The organism is Pseudomonas sp. OTU750018, assembly GCF_011636575.1.
Classification (GTDB): Bacteria; Pseudomonadota; Gammaproteobacteria; order Pseudomonadales; family Pseudomonadaceae; genus Aquipseudomonas; species Aquipseudomonas peli.
On record NZ_JAAPAU010000004.1, the window covers coordinates 330,137 to 347,921 of the forward strand.

The 17,785-nt window shown below is 60.4% G+C and carries 17 protein-coding genes; 8 read left to right on the forward strand and 9 right to left on the reverse strand.

Annotated features, from left to right (window positions below; genetic code table 11):
* Nucleotide 1: 1 nt before the first annotated feature.
* The 4 genes from HCI85_RS20230 to HCI85_RS20245 form a co-directional block, all read right to left on the reverse strand.
* The gene (locus tag HCI85_RS20230; RefSeq protein ID WP_167147654.1) at nt 2-2,296 is read right to left on the reverse strand and encodes an ATP-dependent DNA helicase; all 2,295 of its coding nucleotides are present in this window, start codon (nt 2,294-2,296) and stop codon (nt 2-4) included.
* Nucleotides 2,293-3,933: a VRR-NUC domain-containing protein gene (locus HCI85_RS20235; protein ID WP_167147657.1), complete on the reverse strand. Its 1,641-nt coding sequence runs from the start codon at nt 3,931-3,933 to the stop codon at nt 2,293-2,295. The genes HCI85_RS20230 and HCI85_RS20235 overlap by 4 nt, the downstream gene beginning before the upstream one ends.
* A gap of 196 nt (nt 3,934-4,129) precedes the next feature.
* Nucleotides 4,130-4,783 (reverse strand): TIGR04211 family SH3 domain-containing protein, encoded by a 654-nt coding sequence (locus HCI85_RS20240; RefSeq protein WP_167147660.1) that lies wholly within the window; start codon nt 4,781-4,783, stop codon nt 4,130-4,132.
* 346 nt (nt 4,784-5,129) lie between these two features.
* Nucleotides 5,130-6,653, reverse strand: a complete 1,524-nt coding sequence (locus HCI85_RS20245) for a fumarate hydratase (RefSeq protein ID WP_167147663.1) — start codon at nt 6,651-6,653, stop codon at nt 5,130-5,132.
* Nucleotides 6,654-6,941: 288 nt separating this feature from the next.
* Here HCI85_RS20245 and HCI85_RS20250 point away from each other — a divergent pair, with 288 nt between their 5' ends.
* The 3 genes from HCI85_RS20250 to HCI85_RS20260 are packed head-to-tail and all read left to right on the forward strand — an operon-like array spanning nt 6,942 to nt 9,823.
* Nucleotides 6,942-8,069 (forward strand): GGDEF domain-containing protein, encoded by a 1,128-nt coding sequence (locus tag HCI85_RS20250; protein ID WP_160088758.1) that lies wholly within the window; start codon nt 6,942-6,944, stop codon nt 8,067-8,069.
* Nucleotides 8,062-9,003 carry an iron-sulfur-binding ferredoxin reductase gene (locus HCI85_RS20255; protein ID WP_167147666.1) on the forward strand — a complete coding sequence of 314 codons (942 nt, stop codon included), beginning with the start codon at nt 8,062-8,064 and terminating at the stop codon, nt 9,001-9,003. The genes HCI85_RS20250 and HCI85_RS20255 overlap by 8 nt, the downstream gene beginning before the upstream one ends.
* A gap of 46 nt (nt 9,004-9,049) precedes the next feature.
* Nucleotides 9,050-9,823 carry an enoyl-CoA hydratase gene (locus tag HCI85_RS20260; RefSeq protein WP_090255253.1) on the forward strand — a complete coding sequence of 258 codons (774 nt, stop codon included), beginning with the start codon at nt 9,050-9,052 and terminating at the stop codon, nt 9,821-9,823.
* 61 nt (nt 9,824-9,884) lie between these two features.
* Here the strand turns inward: HCI85_RS20260 and pyk are convergent, their stop codons facing one another.
* Entirely contained in the window at nt 9,885-11,336 is a 1,452-nt protein-coding gene (gene pyk / locus HCI85_RS20265; RefSeq protein ID WP_167147670.1) for a pyruvate kinase, read from the reverse strand.
* A gap of 88 nt (nt 11,337-11,424) precedes the next feature.
* Nucleotides 11,425-12,222 carry a tetratricopeptide repeat protein gene (locus HCI85_RS20270; protein ID WP_167147673.1) on the reverse strand — a complete coding sequence of 266 codons (798 nt, stop codon included), beginning with the start codon at nt 12,220-12,222 and terminating at the stop codon, nt 11,425-11,427.
* Nucleotides 12,223-12,371: 149 nt separating this feature from the next.
* Between HCI85_RS20270 and HCI85_RS20275 the strand changes: the two genes are divergently transcribed.
* The 3 genes from HCI85_RS20275 to HCI85_RS20285 all read left to right on the forward strand — a co-directional run bounded on the left by HCI85_RS20275 (nt 12,372) and on the right by HCI85_RS20285 (nt 13,802).
* Entirely contained in the window at nt 12,372-12,746 is a 375-nt protein-coding gene (locus HCI85_RS20275) for a tetratricopeptide repeat protein (RefSeq protein WP_167147676.1), read from the forward strand.
* A 210-nt stretch (nt 12,747-12,956) separates the two neighbouring features.
* A complete protein-coding gene (locus tag HCI85_RS20280; RefSeq protein ID WP_160088746.1) occupies nt 12,957-13,379 on the forward strand; it encodes a DUF4124 domain-containing protein in 423 nt (140 codons plus the stop codon).
* A gap of 60 nt (nt 13,380-13,439) precedes the next feature.
* On the forward strand, nt 13,440-13,802 hold the full coding sequence (locus HCI85_RS20285; RefSeq protein ID WP_167147679.1) for a PilZ domain-containing protein: 363 nt from the start codon (nt 13,440-13,442) through the stop codon (nt 13,800-13,802).
* 85 nt (nt 13,803-13,887) lie between these two features.
* On the opposite strand, the gene mqo is transcribed toward HCI85_RS20285, so the two are convergent.
* Together mqo and HCI85_RS20295 are read right to left on the reverse strand one after the other, a co-directional pair.
* On the reverse strand, nt 13,888-15,390 hold the full coding sequence (gene mqo / locus HCI85_RS20290) for a malate dehydrogenase (quinone) (protein ID WP_167147682.1): 1,503 nt from the start codon (nt 15,388-15,390) through the stop codon (nt 13,888-13,890).
* 454 nt (nt 15,391-15,844) lie between these two features.
* On the reverse strand, nt 15,845-16,078 hold the full coding sequence (locus tag HCI85_RS20295; RefSeq protein ID WP_167147685.1) for a hypothetical protein: 234 nt from the start codon (nt 16,076-16,078) through the stop codon (nt 15,845-15,847).
* Between the two features lie 231 nt (nt 16,079-16,309).
* Here HCI85_RS20295 and HCI85_RS20300 point away from each other — a divergent pair, with 231 nt between their 5' ends.
* Nucleotides 16,310-16,894, forward strand: coding sequence for a YajG family lipoprotein (locus HCI85_RS20300; protein WP_167147688.1), 585 nt, complete (start codon nt 16,310-16,312; stop codon nt 16,892-16,894).
* An 85-nt stretch (nt 16,895-16,979) separates the two neighbouring features.
* Here the strand turns inward: HCI85_RS20300 and HCI85_RS20305 are convergent, their stop codons facing one another.
* Entirely contained in the window at nt 16,980-17,186 is a 207-nt protein-coding gene (locus HCI85_RS20305; protein ID WP_160088742.1) for a hypothetical protein, read from the reverse strand.
* Between the two features lie 272 nt (nt 17,187-17,458).
* Here HCI85_RS20305 and HCI85_RS20310 point away from each other — a divergent pair, with 272 nt between their 5' ends.
* Nucleotides 17,459-17,746: a hypothetical protein gene (locus tag HCI85_RS20310; protein WP_160088740.1), complete on the forward strand. Its 288-nt coding sequence runs from the start codon at nt 17,459-17,461 to the stop codon at nt 17,744-17,746.
* Nucleotides 17,747-17,785 lie beyond the last annotated feature (39 nt).

Here is a 17,785-nt window from a genome sequence, read left to right on the forward strand (position 1 = left end):
GCTAGAGAACCGGGTCCTTGTTTAACGGCAAACGGCAGCGTTCGACCTTCCACCAGGTGGGCAGGAGTTTGCGGATCACCGGCTGGTTGAAGCGGTCATCGATCAGATAGACCACGCCCTGGTCTTTGACGGTGCGAATAACCCGGCCGGCGGCCTGCACGACCTTCTGCAAACCCGGGTAGAGGTAGGTGTAGCCATAGCCGTTGTTGCTGCCGAACATCACCTCCATGCGCTGTTTGATCTCTTCATTGACCGGGTTGATCTGTGGCAGGCCAAGGGTGGCGATAAACGCTCCAATCAGTCTATCGCCGGGCAAGTCGATGCCTTCGCCAAAGGCGCCGCCTAACACGGCAAAACCGATGCCGCGGCCCGTGCTGGAGAACCGATCAAGAAAGGCCTGGCGCTCGACTTCATCCATTTGCCGCGATTGCTGCCATACCGGGATCTGCGGGTGCGCCATCTGCAGCTCCTGCAGCACTGCCTGCAGATAGGTGTAACTGCTGAAAAAGGCCAGGTAATTGCCCGGTTTTTCCGCGTACTGGCGGGCAATCAGGGCAGCAATGGGCGCCAGCGAGAAGTCGCGATGGGCGTAGCGGGTGGACAGATTGCTGACGGCCTGAACCTGCAGCTGCTCGGCGCTGAAGGGCGACTCCACATCGATCCAAGGCGTCTCTTCCGGCAGGCCGAGCAGGTCGGCGTAATAGTTCGCCGGACTCAGGGTGGCGGAAAACAGCGTGCAGCTGTGCGCCTCGTCGAAGCGCGGGGCGAGAAACGGCGCCGGCACGATATTACGGATGCACAGGGTGGACACCGATTGGCCACTGCCCTCGTCGCGGCTGATATCGAACAGCGAGTGCGCGCCAAAGGCCTCTGCTAGCCGGCAGAACAGCATGGCATCGAGGTAGAAGTGCAGCAGCTCGCTGGCATTACCAGCCGGCTGCTCGCTCAGGTGATCGGTGAGCGTGCTGACGGCCTTTTGCAGCGCCATGACGAACAGGTCCGGCGCGGTGGGGTAGACCTGATACGCCACTTCTTGGTCGCGCTCAAGCTGCCGCCAGTGCCGGCTGATACGCTCCAGCGGTGCCTTCATCACGCTCGGCGCAATGCGCCGTACCGCTTCAAAGCGTTGTTGATTGAGCTCAGCGGTGTACATGCCGCGCGCGCGCTCGATCAGGTTGTGGGCTTCGTCCACCAGCAGGGTGATGCGCCATTCATTGAGCAGCGTGAGGCCATACAGCAGGCCGCCCATGTCGAAGTAATAGTTGTAATCGCAGACCACCACATCCGCCCAGCGGCACAGTTCCTGGCTCAGGTAATAAGGGCATATCTGATGCGCCAGGGCAGTTGCCCGCACGCTTTCATGACTCAGCCATTGGCCTTCGAGTGCGGCTTGGCGGGCGGCGGGCAAGCGGTCGTAAAAACCTTTGGCTAGCGGGCAGGAGTCGCCATGGCAGGCTTTGTCGGGGTGCTCGCAGGCCTTGTCGCGCGCCACATGCTCCAGTACCCGCAGCGGCATCGCTTCTTCCTGGCTGCGCAAGGTGGCCAGCGCATCCAGCGCCAGGCGCCGGCCCGGTGTTTTTGCGGTAAGAAAAAACAACCGATCCAGCTGCTGCTCTGGGAAAGCCTTGAGCTGCGGAAACAGGGTGCCGAGGGTTTTACCAATGCCGGTGGTGGCTTGAGCCATCAGGCAGTGGCCATCACGGGCGGCGCGGTAGACCTGATTCGCCAGTTGGCGTTGGCCGCTGCGAAACTCTGCATGCGGAAAGCGCAAGCGCACCAGCGCCTCATCGCGCTGGCGGCGGTGCTCGCGTTCGTACTCGGCCCAGCGGATATATAGGCTGCACTGCAGCTCGAAGAACTTACGCAGTTCATCCGCTGTGGCGGTCAGGTGGAAGGCGGTTTCATGCTGGGTGATGACGTTGAAATAGACCACCGCCAGATTGATCTCTGGCATGTCGCGTTCCTGGCAGAGTAGCCAGCCGTAGACCTTGGCCTGGGCCCAGTGCAGCAGGCGATGGTTTTCCGGAATGCGGCTGATATCGCCCCTGTGGGTCTTGATCTCCTCCAGCAGGTTTTCATCCGGGTCGTAACCGTCCGCTCGACCGCGTACCTGCAAACCCTGATATTCGCCACTCAATGGCAATTCAGCGTAGTAAGTCGGACCGCGCCTGGCGACCACGATGGCGTGGCCGGTCATGCCTTCCTGAGCGGTGGGCGAAGGGGTAAAGCGCAAGTCGAGGTCGCCGACCTTGGCGGTAAATTCGCACAATGCGCGCACCGCGACCTGATAGTTCACGCGTCTGCCCACTGCACGTAACACACATCCACCGGCATGCCATGCTCTGCGCAGAAGGCCAGCCAGCGCCGTTGGTTGTCCTGCAGGCGGTCGCCTGGGCCTTTCACCTCAATCATCCGGTAGCGCTGCTCGGCCGGCCAGAACTGGATCAGGTCAGGCATGCCCGTGCGGTTGGCTTTGATGTCCAGCAATAGGCGTTTAAACCAGGCTCGCAGGTGCGCGGCGGGCAGGCAGTCGAGCGCCTGCTCCAGCAAGTTCTCATCCAGCGCCGCCCAGAATACGAAGGGCGACTGGATGCCGAATTTAGCCGCGTAGTTTTCGCGGATTACCTGTTTGTAGGCATCCGAATCGAGATGCGCGAGACAGCTGGCAAACAGCTCTTCGCGCTGGGTATGGAAGTCGGCACTGAACAGATCAACTGGGGCGGTGTGGAACGGGTGAAAGAATGCCCCTGGCACCGGAGCGAAGATGGCCTGCCAGCAGAGCAGGCCGAACAGGCTGCAGATCAGGCTGTTCTCGACATAATGCACCGGCGCGTCTGCCTCGTGCAGATGAGCTTTGACGGCAAACTCGACACTCTGCGCCTCAGGTCTCGGCAGGCTCAGATCAATCCGTGCGGGTGGTATTGGCTTGGCCTTGCCGGGCAGCGGTTGCCCAAGCTGACGGGCCAGCCGGGTCCACGCGCGCTCCACCGCCTGTGCTTCAGCATCATTTTCCGGTGCCTGGATGGCCTGCAGCGTCAGCTTGTAGGCTTGCTCAGGGCGGCCCAGGCGCTCCAGCACGCGGATCTGCCGCAAGCGAGCGCCGACATAGCGGCAGTCGCTATAGAACGCCAGCGAACCCTCCAGATCCGCTTCACGCTCCAGTTGCTGGCCCATACGGAATAACAGCTTGTTGCGTCGCGCGGCCAGGAAGGGGGTGTCGCAGACCAAGGCGCTGATCTGTTGCAGCACGTTGGCAAGCGGCTCGCCAGCCTCGAACTGTTCACGGCTGCGCTGCAGGTGCAGGTAGCAGTCGACATCCGCCCGGTGACGAAAGGCCCGCGAGTCGGGCGTCAGCTCTACGCGTTCATAACGAAAGATACCGAGCTCGGCGAGGACGAACTCGGACCAGTCCTGGCGCAGATTGCCAAAGAACATCAGGCGCAGACGCTCGCACAGGGCGTCGATGGTCAGGGAAACAATTTGCTCCTCACTGCCAGGACACCACGCCGCAAAGGCGCGTGGCTCGGCACAGGTCTCGGCCAGTTGCGCCATTAGCTCGGATTTGTTCTGCGACTTCCGTGAGCCTTGGCCAGCCAGATGCTGCAGCACTTCATCCTTGCGCAGCAGCTTGAACAGCTCCTCCAGGGAGAGTTCTGCGTCATGCCGCACCCAGCCCGCCTCAAGCAGCGGAGTTGCCGCCAGGCGTGCACAACCGATTTCCTCGTAACTCAATTTGCTCAGGCGAAAGTGGCTGCCCTTGCGCATGATCATCCGCACCAGCAGAGCCTGGGCGGGCGTATCCAGGGCGAAGAACTGCCGAACAAACTCATGCTCTGCCTCGCTCAGCAGATCGGCATAGCGCTCCTGCAGCCAGGTTAGGGCCTGGCGAAAATTGGCAAGGTAGTAGAAACGAAGATCAGATTGCTGCTGCATGAATGTTCCGGTTGCGGTTGGTATTAAACCAGAAAGTCAGTTCATGCATGTGTACGACTGAGTCGTCCCAGTTGTTCTAGAAACTATCCAGATTTTAGAAGTAGCTCATTCAAACTTTACCCGTGACAGATGGTTGGCCGCCAGGCTGCCAAGAGTCTTTTATTTCAGGTTGCCGGCATGTTTATTTGGCCAGCCCTCAAACCCACTGATCATTGCGCTTACGCCTTACGCGCAGCATGGTCGGCAGAACCAGCCCTGCGAGTAGCCCGGCGCCGGCGATGCCACCGCCGTAGGCCATATAGCGCATTAGCACTTGCTGGTGTTCCTCGCCCAGTTGCGCTTGTAGTTCACGTAATTCCGCGTTGGCCTGGCTGAGTTCGCTGTCTAGGGATGAGCGGGCGGTTTGCAGTTCGTCGATCAGGTTTTTGCGTGAGTCGAGGGTATCCTGCATGCCCTGCACGCGGGTTTTCCAGGTGTCGTTGATGCCTTCCAGTTCGCTGCTCAGTTGCGCCACTTGCTGTTCCAGCTGCGGCAGGCGCTCGGCCTGGCCGGGCACGTCCTGCAGGTCGCGGTTGGCGATCCATACGGCGCTGCCGTTTTCGCCACGCACCTGGCTGTAATCGCCGGAGGTTTGCAGCAGGGTGACCTTTTGCCCGGAGACCAGTGTGCCGACGATGCGGTAGCCGTCGGTTGGGCCGCTGCGTACATAGGTATTCAGGCTGTCGCTGACCCAGCGGTTGTTGCTGGCATTCTCTTCGGCTTGGGCACCCACGCTTGCCAGCAGGCAGGTCGCGAAGGCGAGGCTGTGCAAAGGGCTAAAACTGGATGGGAGATGACGAGATAGGGACATGGGGCAATCTTCACATGGCGATTGAACGAAACCCTCAGGCGGGTGCGATAAAGGCCGGCCATGCGCATTGCCATGAGCAGTTAGGCGATCGGGATGGAGTGGCGCTATGCAGCTGCTCGCTGGGCAAATGGCCATGCAATCCACCCGGCGGGCCGACAGCAGACAGACACTTAGCGAGCGCGGGGAGTTCACCCAGAGACGGGTTGCTGGATGGATGGTTGGTATTTCTGCCTAGCTTGCCTGGTAGTTCACAGCCTGGCTGGCCGCTCAATCTGACGCTGCGTTCGCGAGCGCTAAAAACAACAAACCCGGCACATGGCCGGGTTTGTTGTTTTTGCCGCAGGGCTTACTTGATCTCGACGGCCAGGCTGTCGTGGATCTTTTTGTTCCAGATCGCAGGTCCCGTGATATGCACCGACTCGCCCTTGGTGTCGACCGCCACGGTGACTGGCATGTCTTTCACGTCGAACTCGTATATGGCTTCCATACCCAGTTCGGCGAAGGCCACCACGCGCGATTTCTTGATCGCCTGGGCGACCAGGTAAGCAGCGCCGCCAACGGCCATCAGGTACACGGCCTTGTTGTCCTTGATCGCTTCGATGGCAATCGGGCCGCGCTCGGACTTGCCGATCATGCCGAGCAGGCCGGTGCTTTCGAGGATCTGTCGGGTGAACTTGTCCATCCGCGTGGCGGTGGTCGGGCCAGCTGGGCCGACGACTTCTTCGCGCACCGGATCAACCGGGCCGACGTAATAGATAAAGCGGCCCTTGAGATCGACCGGTAACGCTTCACCTTTGTTCAGCATATCGACCATGCGCTTGTGCGCAGCGTCGCGGCCGGTGAGCATCTTGCCGTTAAGCAGCACGGTCTCGCCTGGCTTCCAGCTCTGCACGTCTTCCGGGGTCAGGGTGTCGAGATCAACGCGGCGCGCGCTCGGGCCAGCTTCCCAGACGATTTCCGGGTAGGCGGAGAGATCCGGCGCTTCCAGCTCGGCCGGGCCAGTGCCGTCGAGCACGAAGTGGGCGTGACGGGTGGCGGCGCAGTTGGGGATCATGCACACCGGCAGGGACGCGGCGTGGGTCGGGTAATCCATGATCTTCACGTCGAGCACGGTGGTCAGGCCACCGAGGCCCTGGGCGCCGATGCCCAGCTGGTTAACTTTTTCAAACAGTTCGAGGCGCATTTCCTCGATCTTGTTCTGCGGGCCGCGGGCTTTCAGCTCATGGATGTCGATGTGCTCCATCAACACTTCCTTGGCCATTACTGCGGCCTTCTCGGCTGTGCCACCGATGCCGATGCCGAGCATGCCCGGCGGGCACCAGCCGGCGCCCATTTCCGGGACGGTCTTGAGCACCCAGTCGACGATCGAATCGGACGGGTTAAGCATGGCCATCTTCGATTTGTTCTCGGAGCCGCCGCCCTTAGCTGCGACGTCCACTTCCACCTTGTCGCCAGGGACGATGGAGTAGTGGATTACGGCCGGGGTGTTGTCCTTGGTGTTCTTCCGCGCGCCAGCTGGGTCGGAGAGGATCGAGGCGCGCAGGACGTTTTCCGGCAGGTTGTAGGCGCGGCGTACGCCTTCGTTGATCATGTCGTCAACGCTCATGGTGGCGCCGGTCCAGCGCACGTCCATGCCGACGCGGATAAATACGGTGACGATGCCGGTGTCCTGGCAGATCGGCCGATGACCGGTGGCGCACATGCGCGAGTTGATCAGGATCTGCGCCATGGAGTCGCGCGCGGCCGGGGACTCTTCGCGCAGGTAGGCCTCATGCATGGCCTGGATAAAATCCACAGGGTGGTAATAGGAGATGAACTGCAGGGCGTCGGCGACGCTCTGGATCAGGTCGTCTTGCTTGATCACGGTCATGCTTGGCGCTCCTTTTTGTAAAGGTAGGAGTAGGGCAGGTACTTCGAACTGCGCAGGGTCACGGCCCTGCGCAGTGCTATCAAGGTCAAAGGGCATAGCCAAAGCACAAGATAAAAAGGCGCGGCAGTATACCGCGCACACCGCCAGGCGGACACCTGTGCCGGCCCAGACCATGGTCGCTGGTCGGCTATTTGAGCCGACTAATGACGCGGCAGCGGCCTAGGCATTCTGTGATCACAGGGGTAGAGTGGCGGCTAGATGCCAGCATGGGACGGAGCCCATAAACCCATGAGCCTAAGTAGCCAGCGGGTAACCCAGCGATCACTGCAAAGCCTGCTGCTGAAGCGTTTCGGCATGGCAGTGGCGACCTATGCAATGACTGGGCTGCTGTGCTGGGCTGCTGTATTCGCTGGGCTGTTTCATGCCTCGCCTCTTACGGCGCTGACCATCACTGCCTTGGCCGCCGCTAGCCAGCTGGTGTTCCTCGTGCTGTTTCTGTCCCACTTCAACCTGCGATTATCCGACCCCAGCCTGACTGAACCTCAGGTGCTGGTGGCGTTGGCCTGGCTGACGGTGCTGCTGTCACTGTTCAGCGAAGGGCGCGGTAGCATGCTGGTGATTTACCTGCTGATCATGCTATTCGGCGTGTTTCAGTTGCCGCCGCGGGTCTTCGCCCGTTGCGCGCTGTTTGCCTTCTTCGGCTTTGCCGGCCTCAACCTGTATGAAGCCTATACCCTGCAGTTGAATGAGCCGCGCGCGGCCTTTATGCAGGCGTGTGTGCTGGCCGTGGTGCTGGTGTGGCTGTGTCTGTTTGCCAGTTACGCCCAGGCCATGCGTCAGCGTATGCGCCAACGGCGTTTTGCCCTGCAGGCGCATCAGGACACGCTGCGTGGCATGATGCGCCAACTGGAAGACCTGGCCGCCACGGACGAGTTGACTGGCCTGTGTAATCGCCGGCACTTTCTGCGTCTGGCCAGTCGTGAACTGGAAGGGCTGCATCATGGGCGTCAGCATGGTCTGGCGCTGCTCGATCTGGATCATTTCAAACGGATCAACGATATCCATGGTCACGCTGCTGGGGACCGCGTTCTGCAAACGTTCGCTGCAGTCGCCCGCGCCTGCCTGCGCGATGGTGATGTGGTAGCCCGCTACGGCGGTGAGGAATTTGTGTTGTTGTTACCCAATACCGAAGCCGATCAGTTCACCGCCTGCTGCGAGCGTTTGCGTGAGGCCTTTAGCCGCGCCGAGCCGTTGGGTGTGAAGGTGGCCAGCCTGAGCGTGTCCATCGGCATGACGTTGCTGACCGTGCACGATGATCTCGACGAAGCCCTGCAACGTGCCGACCAGGCGCTGTACCAGGCCAAACGCGACGGCCGTAACCGTTGCGCGGCGACCTGGGAGGATGTGGATGCCTGAGTTACGGGCCGCTGATCGCTGCCTTGATGTCGCCCCCGCCAGTAACCTGCTGGACAGCCTGCTGGCTGCCGGCATCGCCGTGCCCTACAGCTGCCGCGCCGGCAGTTGTCATGCCTGCCTGGTGCGTTGCGTGGGCGGCGAGTTGCTCGATGGCAAACCGGAAGCCCTGGACGATGCGCGGCGTGAGCAGGGGTGGCGCCTGGCTTGCCAGTGTCGGGTGGTCGAGGACGTGAGCATCGAGGTATTCGACCCGCTGCGCGATGCGGCCCCTGCCGTTATTCACAGTTGCGATTGGCTCAGCAGCGATGTGCTGCGTCTGCGTCTGACCCCACAGCGGCCGCTGCGCTACAGCGCCGGCCAGCACCTGCAACTCTGGACGGTGTGCGGCATAGCCCGACCTTATTCGCTGGCCAGCCTGCCGGGCGACGATCCTTGGCTGGAATTTCATATTGACTGTCGACACGGCGGTGCCTTTGCCACGGCAGCGCGGGCGTTTCAGCCGGGTGGCAGCCTACGATTGGGCGAATTGCGCGGTGCGGCGCTGCACTATGACCCGGACTGGCAAGCCCGCCCGCTTTGGCTGATGGCCTCTGGCACCGGGTTGGCACCCTTGTATGGGGTGCTGCGCGAGGCGCTACGCCAGGAGCATCAGGGTGCTATCCGGGTTATTCACCTGGCCCATGATGCGGCCGCACATTATCTGGCTGAGCCCTTGCAGGCGTTGGCGGCCAGCCATCCTCAGCTGCAGGTCGAGCTGCTTATCGCGGCCGAGTTGCCGGCTGCTTTGGCCGAACTGCGCCTTGTTTCACGGCAAACCATCGCCTTACTCTGCGGCCACCCCGACAGCGTCGAAACCTTTGCGCGCCGCCTGTATCTGGCGGGTTTACCGCGTAGCCAGGTTTTCGCTGACGTCTTTTTGCCCCACGCGCGCTAGCCGTTCAGGTTCTCAGCTCGCGGGTGGCCAGCCGTGAGGATTGATGATGAGCGAGCACCTGCTGGTTGAGCGTGAGCAAGGGTTGCTGACCCTGCGCATGCACCGCCCCGACAAGAAGAATGCCCTCACCCGCGCCATGTACAGCGGCATGGCCGAAGTGCTGGTGCAGGCCGATCAGGATAAAAGCGTGCGCGCCGTACTGATCACCGGCGGCGATAGCTGCTTTACCAGCGGCAATGATGTCGCCGACTTTATCAAGGCGCCGCCCACCGGGCTGAACAGCGAAGTGTTCCAGTTTATGCAGGCGCTGTTCGAGTTCAGCAAGCCAGTGGTGGCCGCCGTCAACGGCCCGGCAGTGGGCATCGGCACGACCATGCTGCTGCACTGCGACCTGGTGTATGTCAGCCGTGATGCCACGCTGAAGATGCCCTTCGTCAACTTGGGCCTGTGTCCTGAATACGGTTCCAGCCTGATTCTGCCGCGCCTGCTTGGCCACGCTCGCGCTGCCGAGCTGTTGCTGCTTGGGCAGAGCTTTACCGGTGAGCAAGCCGCCGCCTGGGGCATCGCCAATCAGGCGCTGGATAGCGGCGCGGCAACTCTGGCCAAAGCTCGCGAAATGGCCCTGCGCTTTCAACAGTTGGCACCGGCTGCAGTGGCGGACAGCAAACGCCTGATGCGCGCACCGGATCGCGAGCAACTGCGTAGGGTTATCGAGGAGGAGGGCGCCTTGTTCGGCCAGCGTTTGCGCTCGCCAGAAGCTATCGAAGCGCTGACTGCCTTTATGCAGCGGCGCACGCCGGACTTCAGCAAGTTCGCCTGATGCCTTGAGGCAAACAAAAAGGCCGCTCGATTGAGCGGCCTTTTGCGTTGCAGTGCAGCAGTTACACCAGTGCTTCACCCACATGCAGCAGCTTCATGGTGTTGGTGCCGCCGATGGTGTGGTAACTGTCGCCCTTGGTCAGGATTACCCAATCACCGGCCTGCACCACGCCGCGCTTGAGCAGTTCGTCCACCGCGGCCTGGCTGACTTCCGCCGGTTGCAAGGCGGCTGGGTCGAAAGGCACGGTGTAGACGCCGCGGAACATGGCCGCGCGGGCCTGGGTTTCGCGGTGCGGAGAGAAGGCGAAGATCGGCACCGAAGAACGGATGCGCGACATGATCAGTGGGGTGTAGCCACTTTCGGTCAGCGCGATGATCGCTTTAACACCGGGGAAGTGGTTGGCCGTGTACATGGCTGCCAGGGCAATGCTTTCGTCGCAACGCTCGAACTCGGTGCCCATGCGGTGGCTGGATTTTTTGCTGGTTGGGTGCTTTTCCGCGCCCAGGCAAATGCGCGCCATGGCCTGCACGGCTTCCAGCGGGTAGGCACCGGCGGCACTTTCCGCCGAGAGCATCACCGCATCGGTGTAGTCGAGCACGGCGTTTGCTACGTCGGAGACTTCCGCGCGGGTCGGCATCGGGTTCTGGATCATCGACTCCATCATCTGCGTCGCGGTGATCACTGCCTTGTTGTGGCGGCGCGCGTGCAGGATGATTTTCTTCTGGATGCCGCACAGTTCGGCGTCGCCGATTTCCACACCCAGGTCGCCACGGGCAACCATCACCGCGTCACTGGCGCGGATCAGGCCGTCGAGGGTTTCGTCGTCGGCTACCGCTTCGGCGCGCTCGATCTTCGCCACCAGCCAGGCGGTGCCGCCGGCTTCGTCGCGCAGCTTGCGCGCGTAATGCATGTCGTCGGCATCGCGCGGGAAGGACACGGCCAAGTAATCCAGCTCCATCTCGGCGGCCAGTTTGATGTCTGCCTTGTCTTTCTCGGTCAGCGCCGGCGCAGTCAGGCCGCCGCCACGGCGGTTGATGCCTTTGTGGTCGGACAGCGGGCCGCCGATGATCACTTCGCAGTGCAGGGCATCTGCGGTGGCTTCCATCACGCGCATGACCACGCGGCCGTCGTCGAGCAGCAGCTCATCACCGACGCCGCAATCCTTGACCAGGTCCGGGTAGTCGATGCCGACGATGTCTTGCGTACCGGCAGTCAGCGGATGGCTGGTGGAGAAGGTGAAGCGGTCGCCTAGCTTGAGCTCAATGCGCTTGTTGGCGAATTTGGCGATACGAATTTTTGGGCCTTGCAGATCACCCAGTAACGCTACGTGACGGCCGTGTTTGGCCGCCAATTCGCGCACCAGCTTGGCGCGGGCTTTGTGCTCATCGGGCGAACCGTGGGAGAAGTTCAGGCGGGCGACATCCAGACCAGCGATGATCAGTTGTTCAAGCACCTCTGGGCTGTTGCTAGCGGGGCCGAGGGTGGCGACGATTTTGGTGCGGCGAAAGGTCATGCACAGACTCCTGAGTGGCAGCTGCGCATGAGGCTACTATGCCGCAACCCTGTAGTCATTGTTCCTCTGTACTACCTTGGCCCACCTGCTAGCGATTAAGTGCCTGATCCAGATGACGGGCGGCCTTGGTGTTTAGGTCGCTATTGGGGAATTGCACCAGTAGACGACGCAGGTAGGTGATGGCCTTGTCGCGGCTGGCCTGCGGGTTGTCTGGTGCCAGGTACATCAGGCCGAGTTGGTACAGGGCTTTTTCCTTGATGTCTGCAGGGATGCCGGGGTCGCTCAAGGCCAGCAGGTACAGCTCTTCAGCTTCACTGACGCGGTTTTTCAGCACGGCGCGGCGCGACAGCAGGGTCATGTCGGTATCGAGGCTGGGCTTGTACAGGTCAAGTTGCTGGTTGGGCTTCCAGTGTGCCAGCAGTTCGCGCGAGGTTTTGTGCACGGGCTCGTCTGCGCGCTCGCGGATCATCACAATCCGCGCCTCGGCCCGTTCGGCAGCCCGGCTGGATGGGAACTGGTTAAGCACCTGATAGAAGTAGTTGAGCGCTTTATTGTCGTCGCGCTGATCGTTGAAGCGGTTCATATAGAGCAGGCCGATCTGGTACAGCGAGATGGCACGCACCTCATCGCTGAGCTTCTCGTCACGGTAACCAGTGAGGTACAGCTGCTCGGCTTGTTCGCTTTTGGCGTCGCGTATGGCCTGGGCACTGTAGGTCAGCAGGTCGCCTTCATCCTCAATGGCAGCGAGCATGCGGTTGTTCTTCAGGGTTTTGTATTCCACCACTTCGTTGGTGGTGATCTGCGCAATAAACAGCGGCGTGGTGGGCGAGCAGGCGCTCAACAGAACGGTACACAGCAGCACTAACAGGCGAGGTGACGACGACATGACAGCTCCTGGGCGCAATGGCCGTTGCGCGCCAGTCTAGCCAGGCGGGCGGGCGCCGGCCAAGTGGCTGGCGGCATTACCCATCAGAGGATATGTTGCTGCAGAATTTTCCTGAGCAGTCGATACACTGCTCATCGGAGGAGAGGCTTATGCGCATACTGTTTGTTGTTCTGCTGGTGTTGGGTTTGACGGGGTGCAACCGTTACTCGTTTGATCACCACCTCAATAGTGCCTATGAGGCCTATGACCGTGGCGAGTGCGAAGCAGCGATCCTGTCGCTGTCCAAGGCCGAGCGCAACAGCCGTTCACGGCGTTACATGCAGCCGGAAATATCCCTGCTGCGCGGTCAGTGCCTGGAGCGTCAGGCGCTGTTCGTTGATGCGATGCAGACCTATCAGTTCATCACTACCAATTATCCTGCCAGCGAGTACGCCTATCGCGCCCGAGCACGCATGGATACTCTGCGCGAACTGGGACATGAAGGCGCTGGTGCGGCGGTCAAGGTCACCCCGGTCAAGCCCTGACCGTTGGTCGTCACAGGCCATAGAAGGCTCTACTCGGCAGTAAGCTGAGGTTTTATAACCTGCTCACGGTCTGCTGCGCGTCGGCCCTACTGCGTTAAAAACAGGCTCGGAATGCTCATTTACAGCGAGTAAACTCCGCTTCCTCGCCTGTTTTTGTCTTGTATGGCTCTAGCTCGCTAGATCGTGAACAGGTTCTTAGGGAGGGAATCCATGCGCGTCTTGTTGTGCCTGTTGCTATTGCCGGGGTTGGCGGCGGCGGAGATCTACCGTTGGACTGATGCCAATGGCCAGGTGCACTTCGGTCAGCGTCCAGCGGCGGCTGGAGCCGAAAAGGTCGAAGTCAAACCGCAGGTGGTCGAACGCGATCAGCTGACCCGTGAGCGCGAAGAGCGTACCAATCGTTTTTACGATGCACGCCGCGACGAGCAGGCGCAGGTTTCGGCTGTGGCTGCGGAAAAACAGGCCAAACGCGCCGAGGAATGTCACGAGCTGCGCAAAAAACTGGCCTCGATCCCTGAGGGGCGAAGCTATTACCGCACCGAGGCGGATGGTCAGCGCAGCTATTACAGCGATGAGCAGGTTGATACCGCCCGTCAGCAACTCCAGAGTCGGGTATCTGAACGCTGTTCCTGAAACTGGTTTAAGCGCAGTAGTGGGGCCATACTCAATGGCCATCAATAGCGATTTGCCACTATGCAAAAGCATATTCAGCGCAGCATCGAACGCCATCAACTGCCCTACTACCTGAAGGTATTCAATCGCATCACCGACAAGCCCATGGGCTATATCGGTAATGTCTCATTGGACGGGTTGATGTTAATCAGTCAGCTACCCCTGTTAGTGGGCGCGCGTTTTGATATGCGTCTGAAAATTCCTGGGCACGATGCCCCGCACTACATCGACTTTTCGGCCACCTGCCAATGGTCCCGAGAGGATGTCACCCCCGGCAGTTATGACTCGGGTTTCGCCCTGGTCGCGCCCCCAGGTGATTACGTCGAGATGGTTGATGCCTTGCGGCATTACTTCAGTTTCCGGCCGATGCCCACATCCGCTTAAATACGCGATTAGCCTGAAACGGCCTTCAGCGAATGAAAGGCAATAAAAAACCGCCCCGAGAGGCGGTTTTTTATTGCAGTGCGGTTTAGGCGCTGACGGTTTGTTCCAACTGCAGCAACGCGTCGGAGCGCGATTGCACTTCGCGGTAGCGCTCGGCATCGCTGGCGAGCACTGCGCCCATGGCTGGGAAGATCTCGTTCAGTTTGCTGCGCCACTGCTCTGATTTGACCTGCGTGCCGAAGCAGCGCTGGATCAGATCAAGCATGATCGAGACAGTCACTGAAGCGCCTGGCGATGCGCCGAGCAGGGCAGCGATGGAGCCGTCTTCGGCTGCTACCAGTTCGGTCCCGAACTGCAGGATGCCGCCGTTCTTCGCATCCTTTTTGATGATCTGCACGCGTTGACCGGCGATTTCCAGGCTCCAGTCCTCGGCCTTGGCCAGTGGATAGAAGCCGCGCAGGGTTTCCAGGCGCTGGGCTTCGGATTGCAGCACTTCCTTGACGAGGTAGCGGGTCAGGTCAAAGTTGTCGCGCGCCACGGCCAGCATTGGGCCGATGTTGTTAAAGCGAATCGACAGCGGCAGATCAAGGAACGAACCGCGCTTGAGGAACTTGGTGGTGAAGCCGGCATAGGGGCCGAACAGCAGCGAGGTTTTACCGTCTACCACGCGGGTGTCCAGGTGAGGCACTGACATCGGTGGCGAGCCCACGGCTGCCTGGCTATAGACCTTGGCCTGATGCTGTTTGACCACGTCCGGGTTGTCGCAACGCAGCCACTGGCCGCTGACCGGGAAGCCGCCGAAGCCTTTGCCTTCCGGGATGCCAGACATCTGCAGCAGCGGCAGCGCCGCGCCACCAGCGCCGAGGAAGACGAATTTAGCCTGGATCTCGCGGTTGTTGCCGCTTTGCAGGTCCTTGACGCTGACCCGCCAGCCTTGGCCGCTGCGCTTCAGGCCAACCACTTTTTGGTTGCAGGAAACCTTGGCATCAGCTTGCTGGCCGAGGTGTGCGAGCAGGTGCGTGGTCAGGTTGCCGAAGTTGACGTCGGTGCCCGCCATGACGCGAGTGGCTGCAATTGGCTCGTTCGGGTCGCGGCCCGGCATCATCAGCGGCATCCACTCCGCCAGGGTGGCTTTGTCTTCGGTGTATTCCATGTCCGCAAAGGCATGGTGCACGGTCAACGCCTGGAAGCGCTTCTTCAGGTAATCGATACCTTTCTGGCCGCGAACGAAGCTCAGGTGTGGCACTGGATTGATGAACGATTTGGGCGAACCAAAGCGGCCTTTCTCGACCAAGTAGGCCCAGAACTGCTTGGACTCTTCGAACTGAGTATTGATGGTTACCGACTTCTTGATGTCGATCGAACCGTCTGCCGACTCCGGCGTGTAGTTCAACTCACACAGGCCGGCGTGGCCGGTGCCTGCGTTGTTCCAGGGGTTGGAGCTTTCGATTGCCCCCGATTCCATCATTTCGAGCACTTCCAGCTTGATCGCCGGGTCGAGCTCTTTGAGCAGTACGGCCAAGGTCGCACTCATGATGCCGGCACCCACCAGCACCACATCCATTGTTTCGTAATCGTTTTGCGCCATTACCACTTCTCCGCAAACCAGCACTCAATAGACGTTCGTCAGCTTATGTATGCACACAGCCAATCAGCAGTCGGCGAGACGCTCAGGGTTGAGGGAAGCAGGCTTCTGGAAGCAGATGCCAACCGCGAGATCGTTCATTTTCGCCACACTCTTGTGAAGTTTTCCAAACCGTTCTTTCCACGCTCTTTTGGAGTCGTGAACCTCAAAACACGTCTGCTGGGCACGCTTCTCTACGACATAGAACGGCCATGCAGCGATTGCAGGCGTTATACGTGGGAGTAAGCGGCAGCCGGAAGGCAGCGCGAAGTGGGCGACTCTCTGGGGCGGAGCTGGTGCAATGGAGCATCAGCGATACGGCAAGGCCCGAACAGGAGGCGTCCTTATAATCGGGGCGAGATTATAAGGGCAAAGCAGGAAAATTGATCGCCTAGCGTGACTTTTCTTCTTCCGCCGGTCAGGCTGCCAGCGTTTGCCGCACGCGCAGGCATGGCGTGACCTGGGCAGTTCTGGCGCTAGCGGGCAGCGGTCGATTGAGCCAGCTCAGGCAGCTGTGTTGCACCTCAATCCAGCCGGAGCCTTGTGGCGCCTGGGCTGACTGGCGCAGGGCGCGGCAGATGCCTTGCGCATCGACCAGTGCAAATGAGCGCATTGGGCGGCTTGGGGCGAGCAGGTTGCGCAGTGAGAACATGGCGAATCACTCACGAACAAGGAAGACTAAAGTCTTATGCCTGACGCGGGTTACAGGGGTGTTACGGGAACCAGTAAGCGCGATAAGCGTCCTAGGCTCTGTCGCCGTTTCATCGCGAGCCACATTGCTGTGAGAAATGGCAGCAGACCCTGGCAAGCAGCGCTGTCAGGCATTTGCCGCGCTGGTTATACTGCGCGCCACTTCTACCCCCTTATGTATGGAGAGTTGAGCATGCTGCATCGTCTGCTGTTTGGTCTGGTGGCTGTTGCCAGCCTTACTCTGGTGGGTTGTGCCCACAGCCCGCAACAACTCAGCCCACAACCCAAGCTCAATAGCCCGCTGACCGCTGTTGGCCAAGGCCAGCCGGTGGTGGTGCGCGTAGCCGATGGCCGTCCTTCGCCAGTACTGGGCACCCGTGGTGGCCTTTATCCGGAAACCAGCGCCATCAGCGTGACCGGACAGGACATCCTGCCCAAGTTGCAGGCCCAGGCTGAAGCGGCTGTACGTTTGCTCGGCTTTACCCCAAGCGCGAATGCCTACAACGCGCCGCAGCTGACCCTGACCCTGGCCGAACTGAAATACCAGTCACCGAAAGAAGGCATGTACGTAACCGAAGCTGACATGACCGCGACTTTCCGCGTTGATGTGCAGAACAGCAGCCGTCGCTACAGCGGCCGTTACGGTGCCTCGTTGAATCAGCGTTTTGGCATGGCGCCGAATCAGGCGACCAATACCAAGCTGGTTGGTGATGTGTTGAGCGACGCCCTGACCCGCGCCTTCAAGGACCCGACCATCGGCCAGATGCTCGGGCAGTAAGCCTTATCGCTGTAATCAAAAAGCCCGGATTGATCCGGGCTTTTTTACATCTGCGCTTTGTACGCCTAAAACGATAACTCTTGCCTCAGGCTGCTTCGCTGTAAAAATCGGGCATGCTCATGCCGGTCAGCGTATCGACATCAGGCAGGGCGTAATGCTCGTGGCCGCCCATGGCGCAATAGACCAGCCAGTGGTCGTCCTGCACATTGAAAGACAGCCCGTTTACGACATCGTCCACCTCATCCAGCGAGTCGATCAGGTAATCGCGGTCTTGCGGTTGGGCATGCAGCATGGTGTGTTCCTCCATGGATGTTTAAAACCTGTCGCCGTGCTGAAGCCTTTTTGGCCAGAGCGTTGCGACGAGCGTTAGACCATAGTCTACGAAGATGACAGTGTTTAGACCGCTTGGTCATAGTGACTGCGATTCGTCGGAATCGAGCCGCGAGTGCTGCAACCTTCGGTAGACTCCGCGACCGTATTTGGGCTGCCCGATCGTGCATCGGGTGTGCTGCTAATTAGGCGCGATGTTGGTCGCATGCCTTATAGACGTAGTAGAGGTCGAGGATGTCGTTGCAAGCGCTTTGGTTGCTGATCGAAGGTCAGCCTGGGCAGTGGCTTAATGGGCTGGCGCTGTTTTTTGCCTTGGCCGGCGCCTGGTTGCTGTTGGCTACCCGTCTGCGTGAGCAGCGTGCACAAGCCCGCGTGTTGGCGGGTAATGAGTTGAATGAGCTGGCGGAGCAGGCCTACGCCTGTGATGAACCTACATGGCGGCTGAATCAGTTTTTCGTCCGGTTTGGCTCTGTCTGCCTGGGGGGCGCCTTGCTGCTTTCCTGGCTTAGCACGCGGCTGTAACACGCCCTCTGCAGCAATAAAAAACGGCAGCCATGGGCT